At 38.1% G+C, this 25,780-nt stretch carries 29 protein-coding genes; 23 read left to right on the top strand and 6 right to left on the bottom strand.

Features of this window, described 5'->3' with window-relative positions; all coding sequences use genetic code 11:
* Positions 1-109 precede the first annotated feature (109 nt).
* From L2716_RS06085 to L2716_RS06095, 3 genes are all read left to right on the top strand, one after another.
* Positions 110-304, top strand: a complete 195-nt coding sequence (locus L2716_RS06085) for a zinc-finger domain-containing protein (RefSeq protein ID WP_236332769.1) — start codon at positions 110-112, stop codon at positions 302-304.
* An 88-nt stretch (positions 305-392) separates the two neighbouring features.
* Complete coding sequence (locus tag L2716_RS06090; RefSeq protein WP_268963954.1) at positions 393-671, top strand: DUF6123 family protein; 279 nt, start codon at positions 393-395, stop codon at positions 669-671.
* Positions 672-731: 60 nt separating this feature from the next.
* A complete protein-coding gene (locus L2716_RS06095) occupies positions 732-1,376 on the top strand; it encodes an HD domain-containing protein (RefSeq protein ID WP_236332774.1) in 645 nt (214 codons plus the stop codon).
* Positions 1,377-1,443: 67 nt separating this feature from the next.
* Here L2716_RS06095 and L2716_RS06100 read toward each other — a convergent pair whose 3' ends face one another.
* Positions 1,444-1,764 (bottom strand): 2Fe-2S iron-sulfur cluster-binding protein, encoded by a 321-nt coding sequence (locus L2716_RS06100; RefSeq protein WP_236332776.1) that lies wholly within the window; start codon positions 1,762-1,764, stop codon positions 1,444-1,446.
* A gap of 94 nt (positions 1,765-1,858) precedes the next feature.
* Here L2716_RS06100 and L2716_RS06105 point away from each other — a divergent pair, with 94 nt between their 5' ends.
* The 5 genes from L2716_RS06105 (at position 1,859) to L2716_RS06125 (ending at position 6,266) form a co-directional block, all read left to right on the top strand.
* Entirely contained in the window at positions 1,859-2,272 is a 414-nt protein-coding gene (locus L2716_RS06105; protein WP_236332778.1) for a VOC family protein, read from the top strand.
* Between the two features lie 56 nt (positions 2,273-2,328).
* Positions 2,329-3,189, top strand: a complete 861-nt coding sequence (locus L2716_RS06110) for a CvfB family protein (RefSeq protein WP_236332780.1) — start codon at positions 2,329-2,331, stop codon at positions 3,187-3,189.
* Between the two features lie 386 nt (positions 3,190-3,575).
* Positions 3,576-5,264, top strand: coding sequence for a formate--tetrahydrofolate ligase (locus tag L2716_RS06115; protein WP_236332782.1), 1,689 nt, complete (start codon positions 3,576-3,578; stop codon positions 5,262-5,264).
* Positions 5,265-5,398: 134 nt separating this feature from the next.
* A complete protein-coding gene (locus tag L2716_RS06120) occupies positions 5,399-5,965 on the top strand; it encodes a cysteine hydrolase family protein (protein ID WP_236332784.1) in 567 nt (188 codons plus the stop codon).
* Positions 5,952-6,266, top strand: coding sequence for a DUF4085 domain-containing protein (locus L2716_RS06125; protein WP_236332786.1), 315 nt, complete (start codon positions 5,952-5,954; stop codon positions 6,264-6,266). Before L2716_RS06120 ends, L2716_RS06125 begins: the two co-directional genes overlap by 14 nt.
* A gap of 32 nt (positions 6,267-6,298) precedes the next feature.
* Here the strand turns inward: L2716_RS06125 and L2716_RS06130 are convergent, their stop codons facing one another.
* Complete coding sequence (locus tag L2716_RS06130) at positions 6,299-6,793, bottom strand: GNAT family N-acetyltransferase (protein WP_236332788.1); 495 nt, start codon at positions 6,791-6,793, stop codon at positions 6,299-6,301.
* A gap of 105 nt (positions 6,794-6,898) precedes the next feature.
* Here L2716_RS06130 and L2716_RS06135 point away from each other — a divergent pair, with 105 nt between their 5' ends.
* The 3 genes from L2716_RS06135 (at position 6,899) to L2716_RS06145 (ending at position 11,311) form a co-directional block, all read left to right on the top strand.
* Positions 6,899-7,510 carry an RsiV family protein gene (locus L2716_RS06135; protein ID WP_236332790.1) on the top strand — a complete coding sequence of 204 codons (612 nt, stop codon included), beginning with the start codon at positions 6,899-6,901 and terminating at the stop codon, positions 7,508-7,510.
* 235 nt (positions 7,511-7,745) lie between these two features.
* Positions 7,746-10,772, top strand: a complete 3,027-nt coding sequence (locus L2716_RS06140) for a DEAD/DEAH box helicase (protein WP_236332792.1) — start codon at positions 7,746-7,748, stop codon at positions 10,770-10,772.
* Positions 10,769-11,311 (top strand): hypothetical protein, encoded by a 543-nt coding sequence (locus L2716_RS06145; RefSeq protein WP_236332794.1) that lies wholly within the window; start codon positions 10,769-10,771, stop codon positions 11,309-11,311. The genes L2716_RS06140 and L2716_RS06145 overlap by 4 nt, the downstream gene beginning before the upstream one ends.
* Positions 11,312-11,671: 360 nt before the next feature.
* On the opposite strand, the gene L2716_RS06150 is transcribed toward L2716_RS06145, so the two are convergent.
* Positions 11,672-11,812, bottom strand: a complete 141-nt coding sequence (locus tag L2716_RS06150) for a hypothetical protein (RefSeq protein ID WP_236332796.1) — start codon at positions 11,810-11,812, stop codon at positions 11,672-11,674.
* 207 nt (positions 11,813-12,019) lie between these two features.
* On the opposite strand from L2716_RS06150, the gene L2716_RS06155 reads away from it, so the two are divergent.
* Both L2716_RS06155 and L2716_RS06160 read left to right on the top strand, forming a co-directional pair.
* Complete coding sequence (locus L2716_RS06155) at positions 12,020-13,153, top strand: conserved virulence factor C family protein (protein WP_236332798.1); 1,134 nt, start codon at positions 12,020-12,022, stop codon at positions 13,151-13,153.
* A gap of 69 nt (positions 13,154-13,222) precedes the next feature.
* Positions 13,223-13,657 carry a BrxA/BrxB family bacilliredoxin gene (locus tag L2716_RS06160; protein ID WP_236332800.1) on the top strand — a complete coding sequence of 145 codons (435 nt, stop codon included), beginning with the start codon at positions 13,223-13,225 and terminating at the stop codon, positions 13,655-13,657.
* Between the two features lie 103 nt (positions 13,658-13,760).
* Here the strand turns inward: L2716_RS06160 and L2716_RS06165 are convergent, their stop codons facing one another.
* A complete protein-coding gene (locus L2716_RS06165) occupies positions 13,761-15,902 on the bottom strand; it encodes an MMPL family transporter (RefSeq protein WP_236332802.1) in 2,142 nt (713 codons plus the stop codon).
* 226 nt (positions 15,903-16,128) lie between these two features.
* The gene (locus L2716_RS06170; protein ID WP_236337813.1) at positions 16,129-16,269 is read right to left on the bottom strand and encodes a YjcZ family sporulation protein; all 141 of its coding nucleotides are present in this window, start codon (positions 16,267-16,269) and stop codon (positions 16,129-16,131) included.
* Positions 16,270-16,491: 222 nt separating this feature from the next.
* Here L2716_RS06170 and L2716_RS06175 point away from each other — a divergent pair, with 222 nt between their 5' ends.
* From L2716_RS06175 to sleB, 9 genes are all read left to right on the top strand, one after another.
* Positions 16,492-17,265, top strand: a complete 774-nt coding sequence (locus L2716_RS06175; RefSeq protein WP_236332804.1) for a class I SAM-dependent methyltransferase — start codon at positions 16,492-16,494, stop codon at positions 17,263-17,265.
* 264 nt (positions 17,266-17,529) lie between these two features.
* Positions 17,530-18,840, top strand: coding sequence for an MDR family MFS transporter (locus L2716_RS06180; protein WP_236337814.1), 1,311 nt, complete (start codon positions 17,530-17,532; stop codon positions 18,838-18,840).
* A 96-nt stretch (positions 18,841-18,936) separates the two neighbouring features.
* On the top strand, positions 18,937-19,956 hold the full coding sequence (locus L2716_RS06185; protein ID WP_236332806.1) for a threonine aldolase family protein: 1,020 nt from the start codon (positions 18,937-18,939) through the stop codon (positions 19,954-19,956).
* A 170-nt stretch (positions 19,957-20,126) separates the two neighbouring features.
* Positions 20,127-21,044, top strand: a complete 918-nt coding sequence (gene trhO, locus L2716_RS06190) for an oxygen-dependent tRNA uridine(34) hydroxylase TrhO (RefSeq protein ID WP_236332808.1) — start codon at positions 20,127-20,129, stop codon at positions 21,042-21,044.
* A 172-nt stretch (positions 21,045-21,216) separates the two neighbouring features.
* On the top strand, positions 21,217-21,417 hold the full coding sequence (locus L2716_RS06195; protein WP_236332810.1) for a PLD nuclease N-terminal domain-containing protein: 201 nt from the start codon (positions 21,217-21,219) through the stop codon (positions 21,415-21,417).
* Between the two features lie 2 nt (positions 21,418-21,419).
* Positions 21,420-22,328 (top strand): ABC transporter ATP-binding protein, encoded by a 909-nt coding sequence (locus tag L2716_RS06200; RefSeq protein WP_236332812.1) that lies wholly within the window; start codon positions 21,420-21,422, stop codon positions 22,326-22,328.
* Positions 22,325-23,101: an ABC transporter permease gene (locus L2716_RS06205; RefSeq protein WP_236332813.1), complete on the top strand. Its 777-nt coding sequence runs from the start codon at positions 22,325-22,327 to the stop codon at positions 23,099-23,101. Before L2716_RS06200 ends, L2716_RS06205 begins: the two co-directional genes overlap by 4 nt.
* Positions 23,102-23,220: 119 nt before the next feature.
* Positions 23,221-23,409 carry a glutaredoxin family protein gene (locus tag L2716_RS06210; protein WP_236332815.1) on the top strand — a complete coding sequence of 63 codons (189 nt, stop codon included), beginning with the start codon at positions 23,221-23,223 and terminating at the stop codon, positions 23,407-23,409.
* A gap of 165 nt (positions 23,410-23,574) precedes the next feature.
* Positions 23,575-24,228 carry a spore cortex-lytic enzyme gene (gene sleB, locus L2716_RS06215; RefSeq protein ID WP_236332817.1) on the top strand — a complete coding sequence of 218 codons (654 nt, stop codon included), beginning with the start codon at positions 23,575-23,577 and terminating at the stop codon, positions 24,226-24,228.
* A gap of 17 nt (positions 24,229-24,245) precedes the next feature.
* Here the strand turns inward: sleB and L2716_RS06220 are convergent, their stop codons facing one another.
* Positions 24,246-24,764 (bottom strand): D-glycero-alpha-D-manno-heptose-1,7-bisphosphate 7-phosphatase, encoded by a 519-nt coding sequence (locus L2716_RS06220; RefSeq protein WP_236332819.1) that lies wholly within the window; start codon positions 24,762-24,764, stop codon positions 24,246-24,248.
* A 115-nt stretch (positions 24,765-24,879) separates the two neighbouring features.
* Between L2716_RS06220 and trhO (L2716_RS06225) the strand changes: the two genes are divergently transcribed.
* A complete protein-coding gene (gene trhO, locus L2716_RS06225) occupies positions 24,880-25,776 on the top strand; it encodes an oxygen-dependent tRNA uridine(34) hydroxylase TrhO (protein WP_236332821.1) in 897 nt (298 codons plus the stop codon).
* Positions 25,777-25,780: the final 4 nt, after the last annotated feature.

The following is a 25,780-nucleotide window of genomic DNA, read 5'->3' on the forward strand; positions in this document are numbered from 1 at the left end:
CCACTCCAAAGTGAGTGGTTTTTTCTTTAAGGTATATGGTTTGATTTGATCAATAAAATATAAGACATAAAGGAATACTGTAGATAAATGATTAACAGGAGTGAGACATGTGGAAAGAAAGGTTGTGACATCTGAAATTGAATGGACGTTAAAAACGTATTGTAGAGATTGTTTTGTCTGTGAAGCGTTTAAAAAGGATTATGGCAAAAACTACGCACAAAGCTTTTGTAATCGGGAGTGCTCAATTGGGCAACGCCTACAAGCGTTAGGTGAAACACTATCATCAAAGAAAGTAGAAGGTTAATGATTTTCCGTTACTTTTGTTTCACTTCGTTTCAACTATGGTAAAATAAAAGTATTCATTTTCACATAGAGAGTAGGGCAAAAGACATATGCGGCAAAAATCTACTGGGGAGTTTATTCAGTTTTTGAGTAGTAAGGGATTCCATCTTACTGATGATGATATTGCATTTATTTATTTCGGAAAGCAATATACAGGTGCTTGCGATGAGCTAGTGAACGTAGCAATCGAAACTACGCTAAAAATTCAAGTGAGGTTTGACGGCAGCTATTATATAGCACTGTTGGAAGCCTTGGAACAATCAGGTGCTCAAAACTCTTATGAAGCAAAGCGCTTTATTCAAAATAAAGAACTCGTGACAAATACATAATCGAAGCAGCATTCATTAGAGATGCTGTTTTTTTAACTTTTCTAGTGGGGGATATCTTTAATGTGGCAGAACAAGAATATTGAAAAGTTTGTATCAGAGAAATTAGATCATGAACATTCTGGTCATGATTGGGGCCATATAGACCGAGTGAGGAAGATTGCCATCCATATAGCGGCTATTGAAGGAGCAGACAGAAGAATTTGTGAGATAGCCGCATTAGTACATGATCTAATTGATGATAAATTGTTTGACGATGAAGAGATTGCATTGAATGAAGTCATCTACTTTTTAAAAAGTGAGGGTATATCTGAGTCAGACATCAACCATATTGTTGAAATTATTACGACGATGTCATTTAGTAAAAGTCAGGAGAAAAGTATGCGTACCCTTGAAGGGAAGGTTGTTCAAGATGCTGATCGCCTAGATGCGCTAGGTGCGATTGGTATTGCTCGTACATTTAAATATGCAGGTGCCAAAGGTGATGCGATGTATAATCCTGCGATAAAAGCTCGAACGGAACAAATGACAAAGGATGAATATAGAAATGGGGAAAGTACAGCGATCAATCATTTTTATGAAAAATTATTTAAATTGAAAGGTTTAATGAATACGAAAGAGGCAGTAAAAATTGCTGAAGAGAGGCATAACTTTATGGAACACTTTGTTGATCAGTTTTTAACAGAGTGGGTAGGGAAGGATTTCTGAAAAAAACAACCAAGATAATGAAAGGACTTCGGATTGTTCTTCCGAAGTCCAGCATTACATTGGTTTGTTACTCAGCAGGTCGAGGTCCAGCGTCCATATTCGCACTTTCTTCAGTCATGATCGGTTTAACACTAACATCTTCATGTACTCTTACTTGACATGAAAGACGAAGACCTTCTTCCGTTCCTTTTTTAGAGAATGCTTCTTGTTCAATATCAGTTAATGCTCCGAAATCACCTTTTTGGACTTCTACTTTACATGTTGTACATTTCGCATTTCCCCCGCAACGGTGGAGGATGTTGATTCCGTTGTCTTCAAGTGCTAGAACGAGCTTTTTACCTTCTTCTACTTCAAATGTTCCATGGTCTGGTACTGTAACCTTTGGCATGATCTTCCTCCTTTAGGTGTTCATTCCTATATAGTATACTATACCATTACCTTAAGCATACAGTGTTAAACACGGATAAAGGAGACATAGCAAAATGGAGAAAACGTTAGATCATATTGGAATTGCGGTAAGAAATATAGAAGAAGCATTGTCATTTTATGTAGACATTCTAAATGGTGAAGTGTTACATAGGTATACAAGTCATGCTAAAGGCGTTGAAGTGCATGTTGCAGCAATAAATGTCCAGGGAGATTTATTAGAACTCCTAGAGCCAACGAATCATTCATCTCCAGTTGCTCGGTTCATTCGTCAAAAAGGGAAAGGTGTTCATCATATTGCGTACCGAGTCAATGATCTTGAACAAGCGATTAATGAAAGTAAGGAAAATGGTGTGCGATTTCTCGAAGACACCTATCGGACAAATCATTTAGGTAGAAGATTGATTTACTTAAACCCAATATCCACCCAAGGGACTATTATTGAATTTTGCGACTATCCCAATCAATGATTCTGATATAATAGGTTAGAATAAATAAGACTAAGACAATAAAGGAAGTTGTATAAATGAATGCTTTAGAAGTAGGAAACATTGTAAATTTATCTGTAGCTAGAAAAACGGATCTTGGATATGTATTAATGAACGCTCAACGTGAAGAGGTTTTTCTTCACAAAACGGAAACGGAAGAAGACTTAGTTGAAAACAGTAAAGTTAAAGTCTTCCTTTATCACGATCATGAAGGTAGACTGGCAGCGACTACAACGATGCCTTTTATTGATATGAACAGCATCGCGTGGCTTGAAGTTGCCGGGGTACAAACAAGGTTAGGTGTATTCCTGAATATTGGGATTAAAAAGGATATTTTACTATCGAAGGATGACCTTCCAGATGACCGTTCCATTTGGCCGCAAGTAGGTGATAAACTTTATTGTGGATTACGTACAGATAAGAAAGGTCGTTTATTCGCAGATCGGGCATCAAATGAGGAAACTGAAACAATAGCAAAGCCAGCGCCAGAAACATTACGGAATCAATATATCGTCGGACATGTATATCGATTTAACGAGCAAGGCGCAATGCTTTTCACAGATGATCATTATATTGCATTCCTTCATCGAGATGAAGCTGATCGTGCTTTACGCTTAGGTCAACGTCTTCAAATTCGGGTTACATTCGTACGAGAAGATGGGCGATTGAACGTGTCATTGAAAGCACCGAAAGAAATTGCATATGAAGAGGATTCGCAACTTATTCTCAGTTACCTTGAAAAAAATGATGGATTCATGCCTTTCAATGATAAATCGAACCCCAATGAGATTAAACGAGAATTTGGACTTTCTAAAGCCGCTTTTAAACGTGCGATGGGAAAATTGATGAAGGAAAAGAAAGTGGAGCAATCCACCGAAGGCTCTAAATTAAAGGCATAATTTTAAAGAATTGTTGCCATTTGAGAACATTGCATGGAACAAGTTGTTGAAATACACGAGACTCCAACGGGAACAGCGGCCAAATCGAGACCCCGCAGAGCGAGGGAAGCCTAAAGGGGATCTTCGACTAAGACCCACCACGTCCTGTGGTGAACGTCGAAGCCAGCACATCCTGTGCAAGTGAGGCTTGAGGGTCGTCCGTGGAAGTGTATTCATCAAAATATACAAGAGCAAAAATGTAAACGAAAAACAGCTAAATTAAAATAAACATCATATAGCGATGAAAGTGCTTTCATTTTCAAAAGACTATTGTTATCGTTGATAATGGAAGGCACAACCGTGCTCTCGTAAAAATAGAAATCATTGAGTAGATGGAGGAACGTCAAATGGTTGAAAATACGAAAGTGAAATCTGACATTGAAATTGCCCAAGAAGCACAATTATTACCTATTCAAGATATTGCAGATCAATTACAACTTACTGAAACTGAGTGGGAACCTTATGGACGTTATAAGGCTAAGATTTCATTAGATGTAATGGATCGATTGAAAGATACAAAAGATGGAAAAGTCGTACTAGTTACATCAATCAATCCTACACCTGCGGGAGAAGGAAAATCCACGGTAACTGTTGGGCTAGGACAAGCTCTTAATAAAATCGGGAAAAAATCGGTTATAGCTTTACGTGAACCATCTCTTGGACCGAGTATGGGCATGAAGGGTGGCGCAGCTGGAGGCGGTTACTCCCAGGTAATGCCTATGGAGGAGATCAACCTTCATTTCACAGGAGACATACATGCAATTACCACTGCAAATAATGCCCTCTCAGCTTTAATAGATAACCATATCCACCAAGGGAATGAACTGAATATTGATACACGAAGAATCGTTTGGAAACGTGTCATCGATATGAACGATCGCGCTTTACGAAATGTAGTTGTCGGATTAGGCGGAGCAGTCCAAGGTGTACCTCGTGAAGATGGCTTTGATATAACGGTTGCTTCAGAAATCATGGCAATCTTCTGTTTAGCTAGGAATGTCCGTGATTTGAAAGAACGTCTATCACGTATGGTTGTCGCCTATGATATGAATAAAGAACCTGTTACGGTCAAAGATCTGGGAGTTGAAGGTGCGTTAACCCTTCTATTAAAGGACGCGATCAAACCTAATCTTGTACAAACGTTAGAAAATACACCTGCTCTTATTCATGGAGGTCCTTTTGCAAACATTGCACATGGTTGTAATAGTGTCATTGCAACTAAGATGGCATCAAAATTAGGAGATTACGTCGTAACAGAGTCTGGATTTGGTGCAGACCTAGGCGCTGAGAAGTTTCTTGATATTAAAGCTCGCTACGGGGAAATCGACCCTAGTTTAGTGGTAGTCGTTGCAACAGTAAGAGCATTGAAGATGCATGGTGGAGTACCGAAGGATCAACTGGAAAAAGAAGATCTTGGTGCTTTGGAAAAAGGTATGGTCAATCTTGAGAAACACATTGAAACCATACAATCTTTCGGCTTACCTTTTGTCGTTGCATTAAATCACTTTGTGAAGGATACTGACCAAGAAGTTGAGTATGTGAAAAAGTGGTGTGCAGAAAAAGGTATCGAAGTCGCGATTGCAAAAGTTTGGGAAGATGGCGGCAAAGGTGGAGAAGAACTGGCTCAGAAGGTCGTAGACATGATTGACAAATCAGAGAATCACTATAAACCTCTTTACACGTTGGACTTGTCGCTAGAAGAAAAGATGGAAACGATTGCTCAAAAAGTGTACGGTGCAGATGGTGTAGACTTTTCTAAGAAAGCGAAGAAGCAACTGAAAGAGTTTATCGATCTCGGCTGGGAGCAGCTGCCTGTTTGTATGGCGAAAACACAATATTCATTATCAGATGATCCTACCCTGCTTGGTCGTCCTGAAGGATTCCGTATTCAAATTCGTGAGCTAAGAGCCTCCATTGGTGCTGGTTTCATCGTAGCGATTACAGGTAATGTAATGACAATGCCAGGCTTACCGAAAAAGCCTGCAGCAATGAATATGGATGTTACTGACGAAGGAAAAGTTGAAGGATTGTTTTAAACCTATGTATAGAAGGACTGACATTAAGGTGTCGGTCCTTCTTTTTAAATGGATTTATTTATCACGTGGTAGCGGCCCAATGTCCGTTATTTGATATAATGGTGAGAGAAAGCTATTAAAGGGGGAAGCGAGACATGAAAGCTTTAGTTGTAATTGATTATACGAATGATTTTGTAGCAGAAGATGGCCGGTTGACATGTGGAGAACCAGGGCGAGCAATTGAGAGTCGTATAGTAGACTTAACAAAAATGTTTGTTAATGACGGTATCTTTGTCGTTTTTGCTGTGGATGTACATGATGAAAATGATCCACATCACCCAGAAAGTAGCTTATTCCCACCACATAACATACGCGGAACCTCAGGTCGTTACCAATACGGACAACTTGGCGAGTTATATGAACAAATTAAACATCAAGTTTATTGGATGGATAAAACTCGGTATAGTGCTTTTGCCGGAACTGACTTAGAAATTAAACTGAGAGAAAGAAATATCAATGAATTACATCTTGTCGGTGTTTGTACTGATATTTGTGTGCTACATACAGCGGTAGATGCTTACAATAAAGGGTTTGGCATTGTCATCCATGAAGATGCTGTCCAAAGCTTCAATGCAGATGGTCATGCGTGGGCATTAGATCACTTTAAAAATACGCTCGGTGCTGAGATTGTTAAAGCAGAAGGTTCAAATGATACAAAGTGATTGGAAACTAGTGAACGTTAAACTCCAAAAGACGTTAGAAGATTGGGAGAAAATGCAACGAACAACTGGAGATGAAGGAGCAGAATGGGCTGAGCGATTTGAACGACACTTCTATGAAATGATAGAAGCGGTGAAAGATTGGTACGAACATCTCAACGATCAACCCGACTCATATGAACAATTCGAGTCTATGTCTGAAATTGAAGAAATACAAAATCAGCTACCAGGACCCTTATTAATCAATTTTCTAACTGAGTTAGAAGATATTTACGATGGGATTAAGAAAAAGTCCTATGATTAAGATTGAGGAGTCTGGTCTCAAGATTCATGAGATCAGATTTCATCCCACCCATATGCTAATTCAATATGACTTGTTCCCTTCACTTCAAGTGTATCTTTGCCAACCTTCTGCCCACCCATTTTTTCATAAAAGAATTTTGATGAATTTTCTTCTAAAACCCACACGAGCATTGAGTTCCAACCTCGGCACTTGATAGTGGAGATGACACGATTGAAAAGTTCTCTCCCGATTCCTCTACCTTGATAATTTTCAAGTAAATAGAGAGCATATATCTCTCCTTCATAACGAAATTCGTTTGATCGATTCGGTCCTCCATTAATAAACCCTACAATTCGATTGTCAACTGAAGCAACATACATGAAAGTACGATCGATGGTCAAATTGTACGTCCATTGTTCAACTTTGGCTTCAATTGATAAATTATTCAAATATTCTTCTGAGATAATTCCGCTATATGTAGAATGCCAACTCGAAATATGAACGTGAGCAATTTGCTCAATATCACTGATTCTTGCCTCTCTGATCAATAAAATCCCTCCTCTTATTATTGATACGTACCAAACGTCTCGATTGAGAATAAGATATATCATCTATCATATGCGCCTAGTCCTCATTTGAAAAGAGGGAACTCAATGTACAATAAATATAAGCCCGTTAAAGTAATTACTATCAATAAGGAACAAGACTACGTTAAACTTTCTTATCCGAAGCTCGTTGGTATGAAAGATCGTAAGGTTGAAGAACAAATCAATCAACAAATCCGTTATTTGGTAGGTGAACTAGTCCAAGAGGGTAGTCAACCGAATGTTACAACCGTAGACATACGTTACAAGACGGAAGTAAATCGAAATGGCGTTTACAGTGTGAAATTTATACTTTTCTACTTCATTGAGCACGCAGCACATCCAATGGAAATACAAAAAGCACTCACGTTTTCCACCTTAACTGGACATCACTATTTATTCGGAGAACTATTTGCACCAAATAGTTACTATAAAACGAGATTGACAAAATACGTAAAGGAATTCGTAGCAAAGGAAAACATCCAATTAATTAATGAAATTCAAACGATAACGGACCAACAAGAATATTACTTAACTGATCTGGACCTTGTCTTATTTTATCAATTGTATGAATATACTCCATATGTGTATGGATTTCTAGAAATCCCGATTCCGCTATGTGAAGTACAATCCATGTCAGCTGAAGAAAGCCCAATTAAACAATTGACATCACGATCGTAAAGTAGACCTCACTATGAGTAATGAATAGTGGGGTCTTCATTTAAGAGGGAAGTTATTTAATCATTATCCCTATGAAATAGCGAACAACCCAATTGATCGTTACGATTAAGGAATGAGCAAGTCCATTTTAGAAATTTGAGTCATATGTGATAGAATAGAGGTTATGGATATAATAAGTTTGTTTATATTCATGAGCTTTAAAAAAGTGGATTTCGTTTCCAATAGGAGTTAAAAGATGCTTACATATTATCACTTGCAAATGACATTCATACCGTCCTTAGATGAAAGAGGAAAGTTTCTCATATGGGTTACTAAACCTAGCGGGGAACCCATTTCTATTCAACCTTCAAGATTGCATTGGCTCCTTGGTGAGTCTAATCTTTCACATGTTTTCACGAGTGAAAACGAAGCAACGAAAACATTGATGGTGGATTGGGATGAAGAACATTACGAAGTAGAAGGTGTTCTCGTTGATATGTGGAGAGTGTATTTATTTTTGCAGAATCCGACTGCACATTCAATGGTAGGTTCTTTCTATTTTGGTGAAAGCTTTGTATATTGGGAAACGGTTGCACGAAGCATAAAATCATTAATTCGAGCGGGACAATACTTCCCGACTATATATGAAATTTCAAAAGAAAAGCGTCACTATGCCTATGCCCAATGGATGATTAGTAGGCATTCGATTGAACAACGTACGATGTCAGATTGGCTTAAGTCAGCATCACCACTTATATTTTCATTTGAACATTTGTCTACGTTTCCGATAAGAGAGTGGCAAAATTTAATGCTTGATATATGGGCTGATCAAGTTATTAAGGTCCATATCACATCAGGCCCAGAAATTGGTTTAGACGGGATTACTGAGGAACATTCAGAAGTCATGATCAGTTGGGAAAGAGCATTAACGAACGCCAACGCGAGTTTCTTTCAAATATTTGAAAAGAAAAGTGACATTCAAAAGCTTCATGTCCTTATTCGTGAAGTACGAAAATGGCATGAACCCATCAGTACGGATCGGTACCGTTCATTGGAAAAGGGATTAGTAAACTTTAAACAGCAGTTCATTCAAACAGGTTTTTCTGTTCAGGGACTGAACATAAATTGTTTTCCTACAAATGATGAGGAAATGAGATCATGGGGATTGCAAATTTCTGTTGAGGGGGAATATGAAGAAAGTTTATTACAATTACCAATAGATGATTCAAGAATTACTCGTTCCCATATCAAGAATTGGGTAGATGATCGAATTAACTATTTGGTACAAATGGATGATACTCTTTATCAATCTCAACGGATGTTAAGACAATCCGGATCAATTGAAATATCACTTGATACATTAAGGTCACTACATGAAAACATGAGTGTGCTTAAATCAATGAATATACACTTAACGTTTCCAGAGGGATTATCATTACAATCCTTTGATCGAGAAGACGTTCAAGTCTCTTTGAAAGTCAATAACGACCATGGAGATGGAGTAGGCTTAAGTAGTTTATTAAACTTTAATTGGAAAATTGCCATTGGAGATATAGAGATGTCTGTTGAAGAATTCAAGCGACTCGTTTATCGCAGACAGTATATCATCCAGAAAGATGATGCATGGGTAATGTTACCTCAAGATAAAATTGAAGAGATTTTTCATGAAATGAATGAATTAGAGCCGATTGTTAGAAGTCGCGCATCTTTTTCTACCCTAGTTGGTGTGAGTGCTAAAAATAAAGATTTTCAGTCTGAAATCGATTTAGACATCGATCGAGAGGTAAAGGACTATTTAGACCATTTCTTAAGCCCAACGGAAGAGCAATATCATGTACCAGACAATTTTCAAGGTGAACTCAGACCATATCAGAAAAAGGGTTATCAATGGATGCGTTCACATAGAGATAAACGGATCGGGGTATGTCTCGCAGATGATATGGGACTTGGGAAAACCATTCAAGCGATCACATACTTGTTGGATGTTGAGAAACAAGCCACACCTCACTTAATCATTTGTCCAACCTCTGTATTAGGGAATTGGAAACAAGAAGTTAAGCGGTTTGCACCGTCATTAAATGTGCACTTACATCACGGTGCAGAACGGTCCAAAGATATAGATGAATTTCAAAACACCATAAAGGATAAAGACGTGGTCATAACGAGCTATGCGCTGTTGTTAAGAGACAGCCAATTATTTGCAGAGCTAAATTGGAACGCAGTCATTCTTGACGAAGCTCAAATGATAAAAAACCCTTCAACGAAACAAAGCCGACTCGTAAGGTCATTATCATCTATACACAGAATTGCGTTAACGGGGACACCAATGGAAAACCGGTTAGAGGAACTTTGGTCTATTTCTGATTTCTTAAATCCGGGCTACCTTGGGAACCGATCCACCTTTAATCAACAATTTATCCGTCCAATAGAAAAGAAAGGACAAAAAGAACGCGTAGAGGTTTTAAAAAGGTTAATCCAGCCTTTCTTATTAAGAAGATCTAAACAACAAACCTCAATTGTTGAAGAGCTGCCAGAAAAGACTGAAGCTAAGATCCATTGTCAATTGACAAAGGAACAAGCATCACTTTATCAAATGGTTGTCGATCAAATACGGGAAAAGCTACAATCTACTACAGGGATGGAGAGAAGAGGAACGATTCTTGGGGGGATCACCAAACTGAAACAAGTGTGTAATCATCCATCTTTGTTAACTTGGGATGAACCAGTAGCTTCACAATCAGGTAAGATTGCCAAGTTTCTTGAAATACTGGACACAAATATGAAGGATGGAGAAAAAGCCCTCGTATTTACCCAATATGTGAAAATGGGAGACTTACTAAAGAACTTAATGGAAAAAGAATCAAAAGATACGACTGTATTCTTTTTACATGGTGGTATTCCGTCGCAGAAGCGTGAACAAATGTTGAAGAAATTCAGAGATACACAATCGAAAAGGTGTATTTTCATTTTATCGATAAAAGCTGGTGGAGTCGGATTGAATTTGACGGAAGCGAATCATGTTATTCATATGGATCGATGGTGGAATCCTGCTGTAGAAAATCAAGCAACGGACCGAGCATTTCGAATTGGTCAAGAACAGAATGTAAGTGTATATAAAATGATTACTGTCGGTACGCTTGAAGAGGGTATTGATAAATTAATCGATCGAAAGTCTAAGCTCACTTCCCAGATTGTAAGCCATGATGATCAGTGGGTGACGGAAATGAGTGATAAGGAATTAATCGATTTGATTCAGTTACGTGAGAAGGTGTTGTACTCATGAAGAATCGAAGAAATGCTGCAGATTCTAAATTACAACAATGGTTGAACAGATTTTCGGAAAATGTAGATTACAGCCGATTTCAACATGGAATGAAGCTGTATAACGCTCAAAGCGTACATGATTTTCACGTATATCCGAACCATTTTGAATGTATTGTGGAAGGAAATCTAGATGAATATCAGGTGAAAGGTTATTATTCCTTAAGCGACGGAGCACCGCTATTAAAGGACTACGAAATAACATGTAACTGTCCTGACGATGTTGACGTATGTAAGCATAGTGTATGTGCAACGATGTATTTCATATTAAATGAACTGGATGATGAAAATAATCCATCTGATGAAAAAGTCCAACAAGCCAGAAAAGTGATGATTGAAGAACCGTTGGCAAAGTTGGAATTGGATGTGAATGCACAAAATGTTACTTTGTTAGACTTGCATAAACATAGAGGAAGCAGAGTAATTGATAACCGAGATTACATTGAGAGAGTTCATGAACGGATTATGAAAGTGATGGATGAACTTAAAGAAAGAGAATAAGAACGTGATTAAGCCGTTAAGAGGGGTGACTTGAAGGACAATGTAGTGTATGTCCTTTAAAAGTCGTCCTCTTTTCATGTTTTTGGGCCGATTTAGGAACATTTGCGTGAAAATGAGGAGTAAATCAATAAAACTTAGATGTGTCTGCACACTTTTTGAATTGAAGAGCTCAATAATTGATCGGAATGCCACCGTTATCTAGAAGAAAACGATATTATCTAGAAAAAGGCGATTTTATCTTAGAAAAAAACGATATTATCTAGAAAAATCCTGATTTATCTAGAAAAAAATCAATATTATCTAGAAAAAAGGCGTGACCTGGTAAAATTGCCCCTCCTACAAGTCACACCCCACGGTCTTTTATGCGGATTGATTCTGAAAGGTTGGAGTGACAATTTCATAGTAAGCTCTGTTATAAGTGATGATTTGTTGGCCTTGTACTGTGACAATTCTATCCTCAGTCATTCGAATAACCCTGCCTTCAACTGGGAGCTTTTTCAATTTAACCACTCTCCTTTAGAATTGTTAACGAATATGTCTTTAGTTTCTATATACCCGATTAAAGACAAAGTTGAACATTTTTAGATTAAAAATGTATGACTCACTCATCAGATATATTTAAGTGAAGAGGGCTCTTGGTACAATGAACGAGATGATGTATGTTATATTTTGATTAAAGAGATAACGAAGAGAAAGGGGTTTTCATGAATGAAACTGCGCGGAATAGAACCGACACCAAGTCCTAACACGATGAAACTAATTATTGATGAATCATTACCTAGTGGGAAAAATATGAACTTTAAATCGGATCAAAAAGAAGAAGCACCAGCTCCATTAGATGCTTTATTAAGTATTGAGGGTGTGAAAGGACTCTACTATGTGGCAGACTTTATTGCACTCGAAAGAAATGCAAAGCACGACTGGAAGGTGATTCTACCTAAAGCTAGACAAATATTTGGTGAAGAAGTTACGGAAATACACGATGATCAACCAAATAATGATGAAGATTTTGAAGAAATTAAGGTGTTTATTCAAAAGTTTCGTAGTATACCGATGCAAATAAAACTTGTGAAAGGTGAGAATGAACACCGAGTAGGGTTACCTGAGCGTTTCATGGAAACAGTAATGGAGGCTCAAAGTGCTTCAGATAACGTTGTGATGGAGCGGCAATGGATTGAGCAAAGTTCAAGGTATGGAAATGTTGAAGAAGTAGGGCATGAAATTGCAGAAGAAATTAGTGCCGCTTATGACCACGAGAGACTAAACACACTCAAAGAACAAGCTTTTGAACAAAATTCAAGTGACCGATCAAAGAAACAAACCTCATATAAAGTGACATTAGACATGATGGAACAAACTGATTGGAAGGATCGATACGCAGCACTGGAACAAATGAATCCAACGATAGATGATTTACCTGTGTTACAAAAAGCATTGTTGGATGAGAAATCGTCAATTCGCCGTTTAGCCACGGTTTACCTTGGTATGATTGAGGATAAGAAGGTTCTCCCTTATATGTCTCAAGCGCTTAAAGATAAAAGTGTTACAGTGCGGAGAACAGCCGGCGATTGCATGTCCGATCTTGGGTTTGAAGAAGCTATTCCGGTAATGATTGAATCGTTAAAAGACAAAAATAAACTCGTACGTTGGCGGGCTGCAATGTATTTATATGAAGTAGGGGATGAAACTGCTATCCCTGCACTTAAAGATGCAAAAGACGATCCAGAATTTGAAGTGGCCCTGCAAGTAAATATGGCATTAGAAAGAATTGAAGGTGGAGAACAAGCAAAAGGATCTGTATGGAAGCAGATGACGGATACGATTCAAAAAGGCAAGCAATAATAGTGAATTGATGTTTCACTACGCTCGTGATAAAGTTAAATATAGATGAAATAAATGGAGGTATGTTCCATGTCTATGGCATATGAAGAATATATGAGACAGCTTGTTCAACCAATGAGAGATGAATTAACAGAGGCAGGATTTAAAGAATTAAGAACACCTGAAGAAGTAGATGAATACATGGAAAATGCAGAAGGCACAACTTTAGTGATGATTAATTCTGTATGTGGTTGTGCAGCAGGTCTTGCACGCCCAGCAGTACGTCACGCAGTCCAGAACGAGAAAAGTCCAGACCATCTTGTAACCGTATTTGCAGGTCAAGATAAAGTAGCGACTTCAGTTATGCGTTCTTATTTATTAGATGTAGAACCATCATCACCATCTGTTGCACTCTTAAAAGGAAAAGAATTGGTACACTTTGTTCCAAGAGAAGAGATTGAAGACCATGAAGCAGAAGACATCGCTCAAAATTTAATCAATGCTTTTGAAACGCACTGTAAATAATTGTGCAAACTAAGACCCGATCATTCTAAAATGATCGGGTCTTTTTGATTTGCTACTTGTACTTGTTGATATTTTGGAGCTTAGTTATCCAGTCTTATTATGATTAGTTATGGCCAGCCTTTAACTTTCTATCTTTCGGTTTCCAGGGCATCCACCAGTTCCAATGTCCCATCAGTTTCATAAGAGAAGGCACAAGGACCATGCGCACAAGTGTTGCGTCTAGAAAGATTGCAAGAGCAATGGATACGCCCATTTGTTTGACTGGAACAACACCTGTGAAGGCAAATGCACCTGTAACGACAATCATGATTAATGCTGCTGATGTAATAATTTTGCTTGTAGAGGTTAAACCCATTAGCGTTGCATAGTCATTATCTTTAGATTCATGATAATATTCTTGTATCCTTGAAATAAGGAATACTTCATAGTCCATACTTAAACCAAAGACAATACCAAAGGTGAACACCGGAATCATCAACCCAATGCCGTTCGTAGGATCGACAAAATGTCCTTCCTGAAAAATCCAGACAATGATTCCGAATGTTGCGCTTAAACTGATGACATTCATTAAAATTGCCTTTAACGGAATAAAGAGTGAGCGAAAGGCAATCAATAAGATGAAATACGTAGAAATAAGTACAAAGCCTACCGCATAAGGGGCTTTGTTATAAATTTCATCAAAAATTTCCTGTGTGAAAGTACTATTTCCACCCAAAATTAATTCGTACCCGTTATAAGAGCCGTTCCAATCTCTTACGAAATCTTTTGCCATTTCAGAAGTTGTATCGACATTCAAATAAATTCGGAGGATTGACTTGTCTTCTTGAACGAATGCATTGAGCGCACCTTGTATTTCTTCAGGCAACGTTTCGGAATCAACCATGGATTGAATTTGTTTCGCCGATAAATTTGTTGTAGAGAACAAAGACTCGATTCGATCTACAATTTTTTCGTCCTCTAATTTAGCTTGTAACTCTTCAATGTCATTCAATTTATCCTGCTTAATTAACGCGTCATTTCCATCCACAATCATCGTCACAGGGTAGAGTTCTTGTTCACCAAAAGTATTTTTGAAGGTCTCGAATGCTTGTCTTGATTCGTATGATTCAGGTAATGCTTCAGCTTCTGGTATCGTCAAATTCAAATTTGCCAGCGGTAAGATTGCTGTAATGAGAATCAATAAAGAAAGCATTAACATTGTCATAGGCCGGTGCATCACAAACTTTGCGAAACGGTACCAGTTGCTTACTTTCTTTTCCTTTGTTTTGAGAACCATCCACTTGTTTATATTCGGTCCTATCATCCCGAGAATGGCGGGGAGAAAGGTGAGTGCACAGATGACCGAAAGAATGACCACAACCATACCGCCGATAGCCACCGTTTGAAAAATATCAATATCAATAAAAAGCATGGAAGATAGGCCAAGGAATACACATAAACCAGAAAAGGCGATCGATCTCCCAGCAGTTTGAATCGATACATTTATTGCTTGTTCAATAGAATTGCGTTTTATCTCCTCTCTGAATCTATTCACGAGGAGGAGAGCGAAATCGATTCCTAAAGCAAGTCCTATCATCGGAACAACGTTTAATAGGAAAATAGACAAATCAAGCTCCAATCCAAGGAAATACAGAATCCCGAGTGAGCTGACAACACTAATGATACCTATTAAGAGGGGGATGATTGCTGCAACAACGCCTCCAAAAGAAAAGAGTAAAATGACCAACGCGGCTGGAATACCTATTGCTTCAGCACGTTTCAAATCATTTTGACTTGCTTCATTCATGTCTTCAGAAATGACAGCACCACCCGTAAGGCTCGCTTTAAAATCGGAAGTTTGAATAAGTCGTTCTCTGATTTGTTCAATTGATCCTTTAAGATCCGTAAAGCTTTTATCGAAACCGAGAATAATATATGCAATATTATCCTTTGTCATTTTCTTATTTTGATAGGGGGATGTTGTGTTATTTAAAAAATCAACACCATCCAAACTGCCAATCAACTCTTGTACATATGCCTTGTATTCTGTTGAGTCTGCAGTGTATTTTTCGGATTCAATAATAATTGTCATGGTAGATTTCGGTTGGTTGAAGTCTTCTTTCAATATCGTTTGAGTCTCATTGAATGAACCTTCCGTTTCAAAACCACTTCCTTCTAGTATAGATGGCATTTTCCATGCAAATAAACCTAGCACGATGGCTAACGTACACCACAATACAATGACGGTTTTTCTGTACCTATACATAACAGAACTAAGTTTATGTAAATAATTGCTTTTCATCAAAACCTCCGGTAGAAACTACTTTTTCTTTTTATTATACAATGAATAAGGAGTAATATGGTTTGAATTACAAAAAGTGTCTGACTCATTCAAGTCAGACACCGTTAGGTAATGTTATTCTAATTTGTGACACACAAAAACACATTCAGAATAGGTTTTTATTTATTGTAGGCGTTGAGCGGTCTCGATATTAGTCCTTACCTTTACCTCCACCAACATAAGCAGTAGCTCCAACGATGATCAATAGAATAAATAATACGACGATGATAGCGAATCCGTAACCGTAACCGCCACCACATCCGTATCCGTGATGATCATATCCGTGGTGCATTGGATAGCAGTGATCATATCCATAATCCATTTGATGCATATCCCCCATATGCATTTCTTTCTTCTTTGGCATATATTTTTTCATTTTATCCAAGAGAATTCCCCTCCAATATTTGATATAATCTGGTCTGTCATACTAACAAAATATGTACAATTGCCTTAACTGCAACGGGGACACTAGTGGAATTTTTGTGTACAAACCCATATGAAAAGGAGTAAGGATATGATTATCACAACAGGCGGAAAAGCGAAAAGCGCATTACGTCAACGGGCTAGAAACGTAGGTGTAGAACTAGGAATTCCATATGTGGACCGTAATGATCAATCGATTGAAAAGCTATTAAATCAAGTTCATGATGGGATCTTAGTGGTGTTAAAGGATCGGTTTCTTTTTTATTGTAAAGGGTACGATGCACCGCTCTTTTTCCATCCAAACTCCTCTGTATTTCGAATGAAACGGTTGATGAGGGGAGAATATGATCCATTTATTCGCATTGCAAATCTTAGTAAAGGGAAAACCATACTTGACTGTACCTTAGGTTGGGCATCCGACAGTATTGTCGCGAGCTTTGTAGTCGGGGAATCAGGAGAGGTGGTCGGAGTTGAAGGGAGCTCTACTGTATCATTGTTAACCCGTTTAGGTCTAAGTGTTTATAAAAGTGGTGATGATGAAATGGTCAAAGCAATGCAAAGAATAAAGGTGATTGAAGATCATCATCTAGCGGTGTTAAAAAAGACAGAAACCAATCGGTTCGATGTCGTTTACTTTGATCCGATGTTTGAAGAAGCCATTGTTACTTCAGATGGCATTGCACCTTTAAAAAAGTTTGCAGTTTATGAACCTATTACAGAAGAATTGATAAAGGAAGCGAAAAGAGTTGCTAAAGAGCGCGTAGTTTTGAAGGATCACTGGAAAAGTCATCGTTTTGAACAGTTTAACTTTAAGGTCGAAAGAAGAAAGACATCGCTCTTTCACTTCGGATATATTGAGGTATAACCGTTTAGATGACAAATATCGTTTACAATTGCTAAAGGCTTCTCTATACTGAAATAGAAGTGCACAAAATTTGGAAGGAGTGGGATCCATGAAATTTGTACAATTATTGTATACGCATCAATTGAACAGAATGTCTTTATTGCATGGATGCCGCCTTGTTAAATAATACTTTATGTTTTAATTGAGTATCGTTATGATGCTGTGGGAGGATCGATCCCTCAGCTTTTTTTAATGTCTATTTACATACGGGAAGTAGGGGAAACAATGAAGGAAACGTGGAGAGCATATAAGGAAATGGACCGTAACGTTTGGATTCGCTTTATCGGTGAATCAATCAATGGGATAGCATTTATGATGCTATTACCATTTTTAGCCTTATATTTGAAAGATAAGGTGGATCATATTTGGGAAGTGGGAATCGTAATGGGGGTGTCCCCACTTGCTTCTGTCTTTGGTACGATGATAGGAGGACGCTTAGCAGACATATATGGACGTAAACCACTCATGATTGGATCCATGGCAGGTAATGCTGTCGTGATGCTCGGATTTGTTTGGTTTGATGACTTTTGGTCATTTGTTGTTTTATCGTTATTCCTAGGTTTTTTTAATTCTTTGTTTCATCCTGCTGCATCTGCCATGGTTGCAGATGTGACTGAACCTGATAAACGTACTGAAGCTTTCGGTTTATTGAGAATGGGGCATAATATTGGAGCAGCAATTGGTCCTTTGATAGGTGCATCTGTCGTATTGTTTTCAAAATCGATTATTTTCATGGTTTCTGCAATGAGTATGTTTTTCTATGCTCTGATTGTCTTGATCTGGATTAGAGAGAGTCTCCCTAAAACAAAAACGAGAGGCCAGGAAAATGATAAGACTGAAAAAGTAGAAGAAAAGCTTCCTAGCCCTTTCCAAGTCATATTTCGGGACAAGCTTTTATTTGTATTTATTATCACAGGTGTCGTCATCTCTATGTCATTTACTCAAACTGAGGGACTTTTACCGCTACATTTCGATCAAACATTACCAAACTTAAGTGATGCGCAAAATCCATACACATACATGCTCGCATTTAATGGGCTGTTAGTCGTCTTATTTCAATTCCCTATATCACGTTGGGCTGGAAATCGTGCCATCGGCAGGGTGATGTTATATGGGTGTATTTTATTTGGATTCGGACTCTTATCTGTAGGTTGGTTACCTCAGGTGTTTACTGCGTTAAGTACGTCTTACTGGGCGATCATCATCATTTTTCTAACTATTTATGGCATCTACACATTAGGTGAAATGCTCATGTCACCTGTTCAAATGACTTTTGTTGCAAACTTGGCTCCAGAACATTTGCGAGGCACTTACATGGGTGCTGCTGGGTTACAATGGATTCTAGGTGGTGTAACGGGCCCGTTATTAGGTGGATATATGTTAGATATAGGATTAGGTAATGTTTTATTTACGGTCCTTGGTATAGGATGTGTCGTTGCGGGAATCGTTTATTTATCATTGGATCGTTGGGTTGATGAGCGTTCAGAAATGGATCAAGAAAGAGTGAAAAGGGATCTTTCAGCCGTAAATCGATAAGCTATGATACTATAGATAATAAGTGAAAGCCCTTACTCCACAATGAGTAGGGGCTTCCTGTTTATGAAATACATATGGACGGAGGCGTGAAAGCAAATGATTGATTTAAGAAGTGATACGATTACAAAACCAACTGAAGACATGAGAAGAGCGATGTATGAAGCAGAAGTAGGCGATGATGTTTTCGGTGAGGATCCAACTGTCAAAAATCTTGAAACAAAAGCTGCTGACATATTAGGTAAGGAAGATGCCTTGTTCGTTACAAGCGGAACGCAAGGAAACCAGATTGCTGTCTTGACGCACTGTCAACCTGGTAATGAAATCATTTTGGAAGAGGATGCACACATCTTTTATTATGAAGGTGGAGCCATAGCGGCCTTTGCAGGTGTACAGACGCGAACGATAAAGGGAGATCGAGGAATGATTTCTCCGGCTCTTCTCAAAAAAGCAGTTCGTGGTGATGATATTCATTTTCCTGAAACCGGTTTAATTTGTATGGAAAATACGCATAACCGTGCTGGTGGTGCCATCGTACCTATAGATCATATGAGGGATGTTTATCAAGTTGCAAGTGAACATCATGTACCTTTACATTTAGATGGAGCTCGTCTATTTAACGCAGCTGCTGAATTGGAAAGACCAATTTCTGAATTTACAGAGCATACGACCACCGTTCAAATCTGCCTTTCAAAAGGTTTGGGTGCACCAGCGGGATCGATAATAGCAGGCGACCAAGCCTTTATTAAAAGAGCGCGTAAGTGGCGAAAACGACTAGGTGGAGGGCTTCGGCAAGTTGGTGTGTTAGCAGCACCTGGTTTAATTGCGATGACAGATATGGCCACACGACTTAAAGAAGATCATATTCGTGCACGCAAGCTTGCAGACGGATTAAGAACACTTAAAGATTTACAAGTTGTAAATCAAGTAGATACAAATATTGTTGTTGTTGAAACAAATAACTCTAATAAGTCTGTTGAAGTTTGGTTAAATGAGTTGAAAGATAAAGGCATTCTTGCTGTTCCATTTGGTCCTACTACAATTCGACTAACGACTCATCATCATATTACTGATTCAGATATTGAATCGACCCTTGCTGCGTTTAATCAGATCGTTTGAATGCATAGTAATGTCTAGGAGTAAACTAGATGAGAAAAGGTATGTAGGTTCAACAATAAAAAAATTCAATGATTTTCTAAAAAGAACTTGCCAAATGGCAGTTCTTTTTGCTATTATTTTACGTTGTAACTGGTGTTGTACCTGCAATACAATACTAATGGAATAGGTGATTGAACATGACAAAATCATATCGAGTATTACTTTATTACAAGTACGTTCCGATTGAGAACGCAGAACAGTTTAAAGAAGACCACTTAAATTTCTGTAAAGAACTTGGATTAAAAGGGCGTATCTTGATTGCCGATGAAGGGATCAATGGTACCGTATCCGGAACTGTGGAACAGACGGATGCTTACATGGAAGCTCTTAATAATGATGACAGATTTAAAGGCATTGAGTTTAAAATAGATGAAGAAGATGGACATGCGTTTAAGAAAATGCACGTTCGTTATCGTCCTGAACTGGTCAATTCAGGTGAACTAAAGCAAATCAATCCGAACGTAACGACAGGAAAACATTTGAAGCCTGAGGAATTCTATGAAGCGATGAAACGAGATGACGTCATCATCATTGACGCTCGTAATGATTATGAATACGACATCGGTCATTTCCGTGGCGCAATACGACCGGATATACAAACTTTCAGAGAATTACCAGAATGGATTAAAGAAAATAGAAATAAATTTGAAGGCAAGAAAATCCTAACTTATTGCACAGGTGGAATCCGTTGTGAGAAATTTTCAGGATTCTTGAAAGAAGAAGGATTTGACGACGTAAACCAGTTACACGGTGGTATTATCAATTACAGCAAAAATCCGAATACACAAGGTCAGCTTTACGATGGAAAATGCTATGTATTCGATGAACGTATTTCAGTACCAATTAATAAAGTTGAAGACAAAGTTGTTGGAAAATGCTACTACTGTGGTAAAACAGAAGATCGATACGTTAATTGTGCGAACCCAGAATGTAACCTACAACACGTAGCATGTCACGAGTGTGAAGAAGAGCATATGCGTTCATGTTCTGATGAATGCCGTGAACATCCACGAAATCGATATAAAAGTAAATTAGAGCAACAAGCCTAAAGCTAAGGTTGTATAAAAATAAAAAGCACTGTCCGGGATGGACAGTGCTTTTCCTCATTTTTGTGTTAAAGTTTATTAATATTGATCAACTATTCTAACGATAGTTGAATCTTAATCAGCATACAGTCGTATATGATAGTAAGTAGGTGACTACTTGGAAGGAGTGAGAGGGATGGAAGAAATGTTTCAAATGATGCGTTGGGACTTAATTTTACCAATCATATTAATTGAACTTGTTTTAATAATAGTGGCATTGGTTGATTTAATTAGGAATAAAGAAACAAATGGACCACGATGGTTGTGGGTCATTCTTATCCTGTTCATTCAAGTGTTTGGTCCGATCTTATACTTTTTATTCGGAAGGAAGCATTGAAAATGACTATGATAAGCGTAAATGAGCTTCATAAACGATATGATGGTAAGTATGTTGTAAATGGCATTAGCCTTCAACTTCAACCAGGCAAATGTGTCGCCTTACTAGGGCCAAATGGAGCTGGGAAAACGACCACACTCCGAATGCTTTCTGGATTAATCCGTCCCACGTCAGGTTCGATTCAATTTGATGGATTAAGTGATACCAAAGATATTCGACACCATATTGGCTATCTTCCTCAATATCCGGCTTTCCATAACTGGATGACGGGAAGGGAATTTCTTGTGTACGTCGGACAGTTAGCAAAGCTCTCAAAATCTGAAGCATCAAAAAGGGCTAATGAACTATTATCGTTAGTAGGAATTTTTGATGCTGGAGATCAAAGGGTTAAGAAATATTCTGGTGGGATGAGGCAACGACTAGGCATCGCTCAAGCATTAATACATAATCCAAAACTACTTTTGTTGGATGAACCCGTGTCAGCACTAGATCCTATTGGACGGAGAGAGGTACTGACGTTAATGGACAGTCTGAAAGAACATACAACCCTCCTCTTTTCGACTCACATTCTTAATGATGCAGAGGAAATTTGTGATGAGCTTTTTGTGATGCATCAAGGGAAAATGTTAGAGTCCGGTTCAATCAATGACCTTCGTAATAAGCACCGTTTAGATAAAATAATCATCAAATTCGAAGGTGAGCTAGACCAACATAAAACAATAATAGAGCAGCTCAATCCTGTAAAAAGAGTGGAAATAGTGAAGGAACACTTGGAAATATACGTTGATGACCTACCACGAGGTAGAACAGAGATCCTTAACTTGATTCAGGAGAAATCATGGCCATTAACAAAGTTCGAGTTTGCGCAAACGACCTTAGAAGACATGTTTATGAGGATGGTCAATAAATGATTCAGTGGTTTGCGGTCTTTAAAAGAGAAAACTTAGAGAACTGGCGCAATTTCAAATGGATTTGGGTGCCTATTATTTTCATAATTCTCGGTGTGATGGACCCGATTACGACCTATTATTTACCGAAAATTATTGATGCGGTCGGAGGTTTACCAGAAGGAGGTACGATTACGTTACCTGAGTACAGTCCGGTAGATATACTCATGGCTAGTCTTGGTCAATATAGTCAGCTCGGTGTATTAATCATCGTGTTAATGACGATGGGTGTCATTGCTCGTGAAAGAAGAAGCGGCATCGCAGAATTAATACTCGTTAAACCTGTGAAGTACAGTAGTTATGTTAGTGCGAAGTGGAGCGCAACAGCCCTTCTTGTCATCGTGTCTCTAACAGTCGGTCTTTTAATGAGTTGGTACTATACGGGCGTTTTGTTTGGAGCACTTACCGTTATACAATTGATTCAAGCTTTATTCTTTTATAGCTTATGGCTGATCCTCGTTGTATCTATTTCTATATTTATGAATACGCTTGTCAAAAACTCTGGGGTTGTTGCATTTTTGACCATCACAGCCATTATTGTAATGAGTATTCTAACTAGTATATTCAAGCATCAACTGATATGGAGCCCTAACCGAATATCTGATTACATAAGAGATACACTATATACAGGTGTCATTCCAAATGAACTTTGGGGTACTTCAATCGTAACAACATTGATGATTTTCAGTTTCATTATTGGATCAGTATTGATGCTAAGAAATAAAGAAATGTCTTAATAAGCAAAGTCTTTGATAAAATTCATATGGATTTGGTACCTTAAGAACAAAGGAGTGATGAATCAATGACACAACCAAAGGTTACCGTATATTCTCAGCCTTCCTGACCACCATGTCAAATGGTGAAAGAGTTTCTTTCACAGCATAATGTTGAGTTTGAACAGTACAACGTAGCTGAAAATGAGGAAGCACGAGAAACAATGATCGACAAATACGATTCAATGTCTACACCAACAATTATTATTGGTGATCAAGTGATTACTGGATTTGATCCAGATAAGCTAACAAGACTATTGAATTTAGCTTAGAAAGGCGGCTTTGCTGCCTTTCTATTTTTATTAAAGGACCATAATATTATTATGTAAACATATGTGTTGTTGGTAAATCATTCATCTATTTCCGGTGACCTCCTATTGTTTCAGGGAATAGGATTCTTTTACAATAAAAAGGAATTGTCTTTGGGAGGTGTAGATATGATAAGTAAAGTGACAAAGTTATTATTTGCTATGATGCTTACAGTTGGTACAGTCGTTTCTCTTCCGACCGAGAAAGCAAATGCTCATTCGAAAACCGTTCAAATCGGTGATCGATATGGTCAGGTCTGGAATTTACAACATCGACTCCAACAATTAGGGTTATATCAATCAAAAATAGATGGGATTTTCGGTCCTAAAACAAAAAGTGCGGTTAAACGTTTTCAAAGTAATATAGGGATCAAGGTAGATGGAATTGCTGGACATCAGACAATGACGAAGCTTGTAAATGCTACATTGAGCAAAAATGAAATTCAAATGATGGCTCAAATGGTACATGGTGAGGCACGAGGGGAACCGTTTAAAGGTAAAGTAGCGGTAGCTTCGGTTATCTTAAACCGTGTAGATTCATCAAAATTTCCTAATTCTGTAGACAAAGTGCTGTTTGATAGTAGAGCGTTTACAGCTGTTGCTGATGGTCAATACAACATGGAGCCTAATGATGATGCATATCGTGCTGTATACCATGCTATCAAAGGGTGGGACCCTTCAAAAGGGGCAACATTCTACTTTAATCCAAATACTGCAACATCTGATTGGATTTGGTCAAGAGAACAAATCACACAAATCGGAAAACACATTTTTGCAAAATAGTTTGTGAAAGGGATCGGCTAATGGGTCGATTCCTTTTTTAATATCCAATTAGCAGCTTTTTCAAGATTATCTGTTGTATAATCTGCATCAACGTGTTTTTCCCCCAAAAAGATTGTTTTCGTACCTGCTTTTTGACCGGCTTCAATATCTGTAATTCGGTCGCCGATCATGTAACTATTCGATAAATCGACGTTGTATTTCTTAGCAAGGTCAGTGAGCATACCTGAATCAGGCTTTCTACACGTACAGCCTTCGTGTGGCTTATGAATACAAGCCCGGATTTCATGGATGTGTGCGCCTTCTTTAGATAATTCTGTCATCATGTAATGATGGATGTTTTCTAAATCTTGGACAGATAAGTAGCCAAGACCTACGCCTCCTTGATTGGTAACGACAAACACGATATAGCCATCGTCATTGAGTCTTCGAATCGCGTCTCCAACACCAGGATATAACTTTAAATCATCTGGCTGATTAACTGGACGTTTATTATCGTTTATTACACCATCACGATCAAGAAAAACAGCTCTTTCCATATCCTCACTCCTTCTTCTCAATTACATCTTACCCTTACTGTACATTTACATGTGATTAACCAATCGATTTTTGATAAAATAAACGGTGGAAAACTAAACAAAAAAGGTGATCTAAATGACGGATAATATAGAGAACTATGAAATTTTGCTTTTTTATAAATATGTAGCGATTGAAGACCCGGAATATTTTGCGAGGAAACATTTGAAATTCTGTAAAGAGATAGGTGTATTCGGAAGGGTCATTGTTGCGCAAGAAGGGATAAACGGTACCATTTCAGGGACGAAGGAACAGACAGCATCTTATATATCTGCTCTACAGAACGACAGTCGATTTGAGGATATGGAGTTCAAGCGTGAACCTTCAGAAGGGCATGCGTTCAGTCGGATCTCAGTAAAAGCAAGAGATGAAATCGTCTCTCTCCGATTAGACGATGACCTTAATCCAAATGAGATTACAGGAAACCACCTATCACCAAAAGAGTGGCAGGAAGCTTTGGAAGATGAAGATGTGATTGTACTTGATGCCCGCAATGATTATGAATACGACATCGGCCATTTTAGAAATGCAATTCGACCAGATATTAAAGCATTCAGAGAATTACCAGAATGGATTAAACAAAATCTAGCTGACAAGAAGGACAAGAAAATACTTACTTATTGTACAGGTGGAATACGATGCGAAAAGTTCTCAGGCTTTCTTGTTCAGGAAGGATTTAAGGATGTAAATCAACTACACGGCGGCATTATTAAATACGGACAAGATCCTGAAACACGAGGAAAATACTTTGATGGGAAATGCTTCGTTTTCGATGATCGGTTAACGACAGAGATCAACAAGACAGATGATCAAAAAACGGTCGGGAAATGTTATCATTGTGGTCTACCAGCAGAACAATTTGTAAACTGTCCAATTGACGAATGCGATAAACTACACATATCATGTGACACTTGTCGAGAACAATATCAAGGTTGTTGTTCAGCACAATGTATGGACGGACTTTTGACAAAATAAAGAG

Origin of the sequence: Pseudalkalibacillus berkeleyi, assembly GCF_021608225.1 — a bacterium.
Taxonomy (GTDB): Bacteria; Bacillota; Bacilli; order Bacillales; family Fictibacillaceae; genus Pseudalkalibacillus; species Pseudalkalibacillus berkeleyi.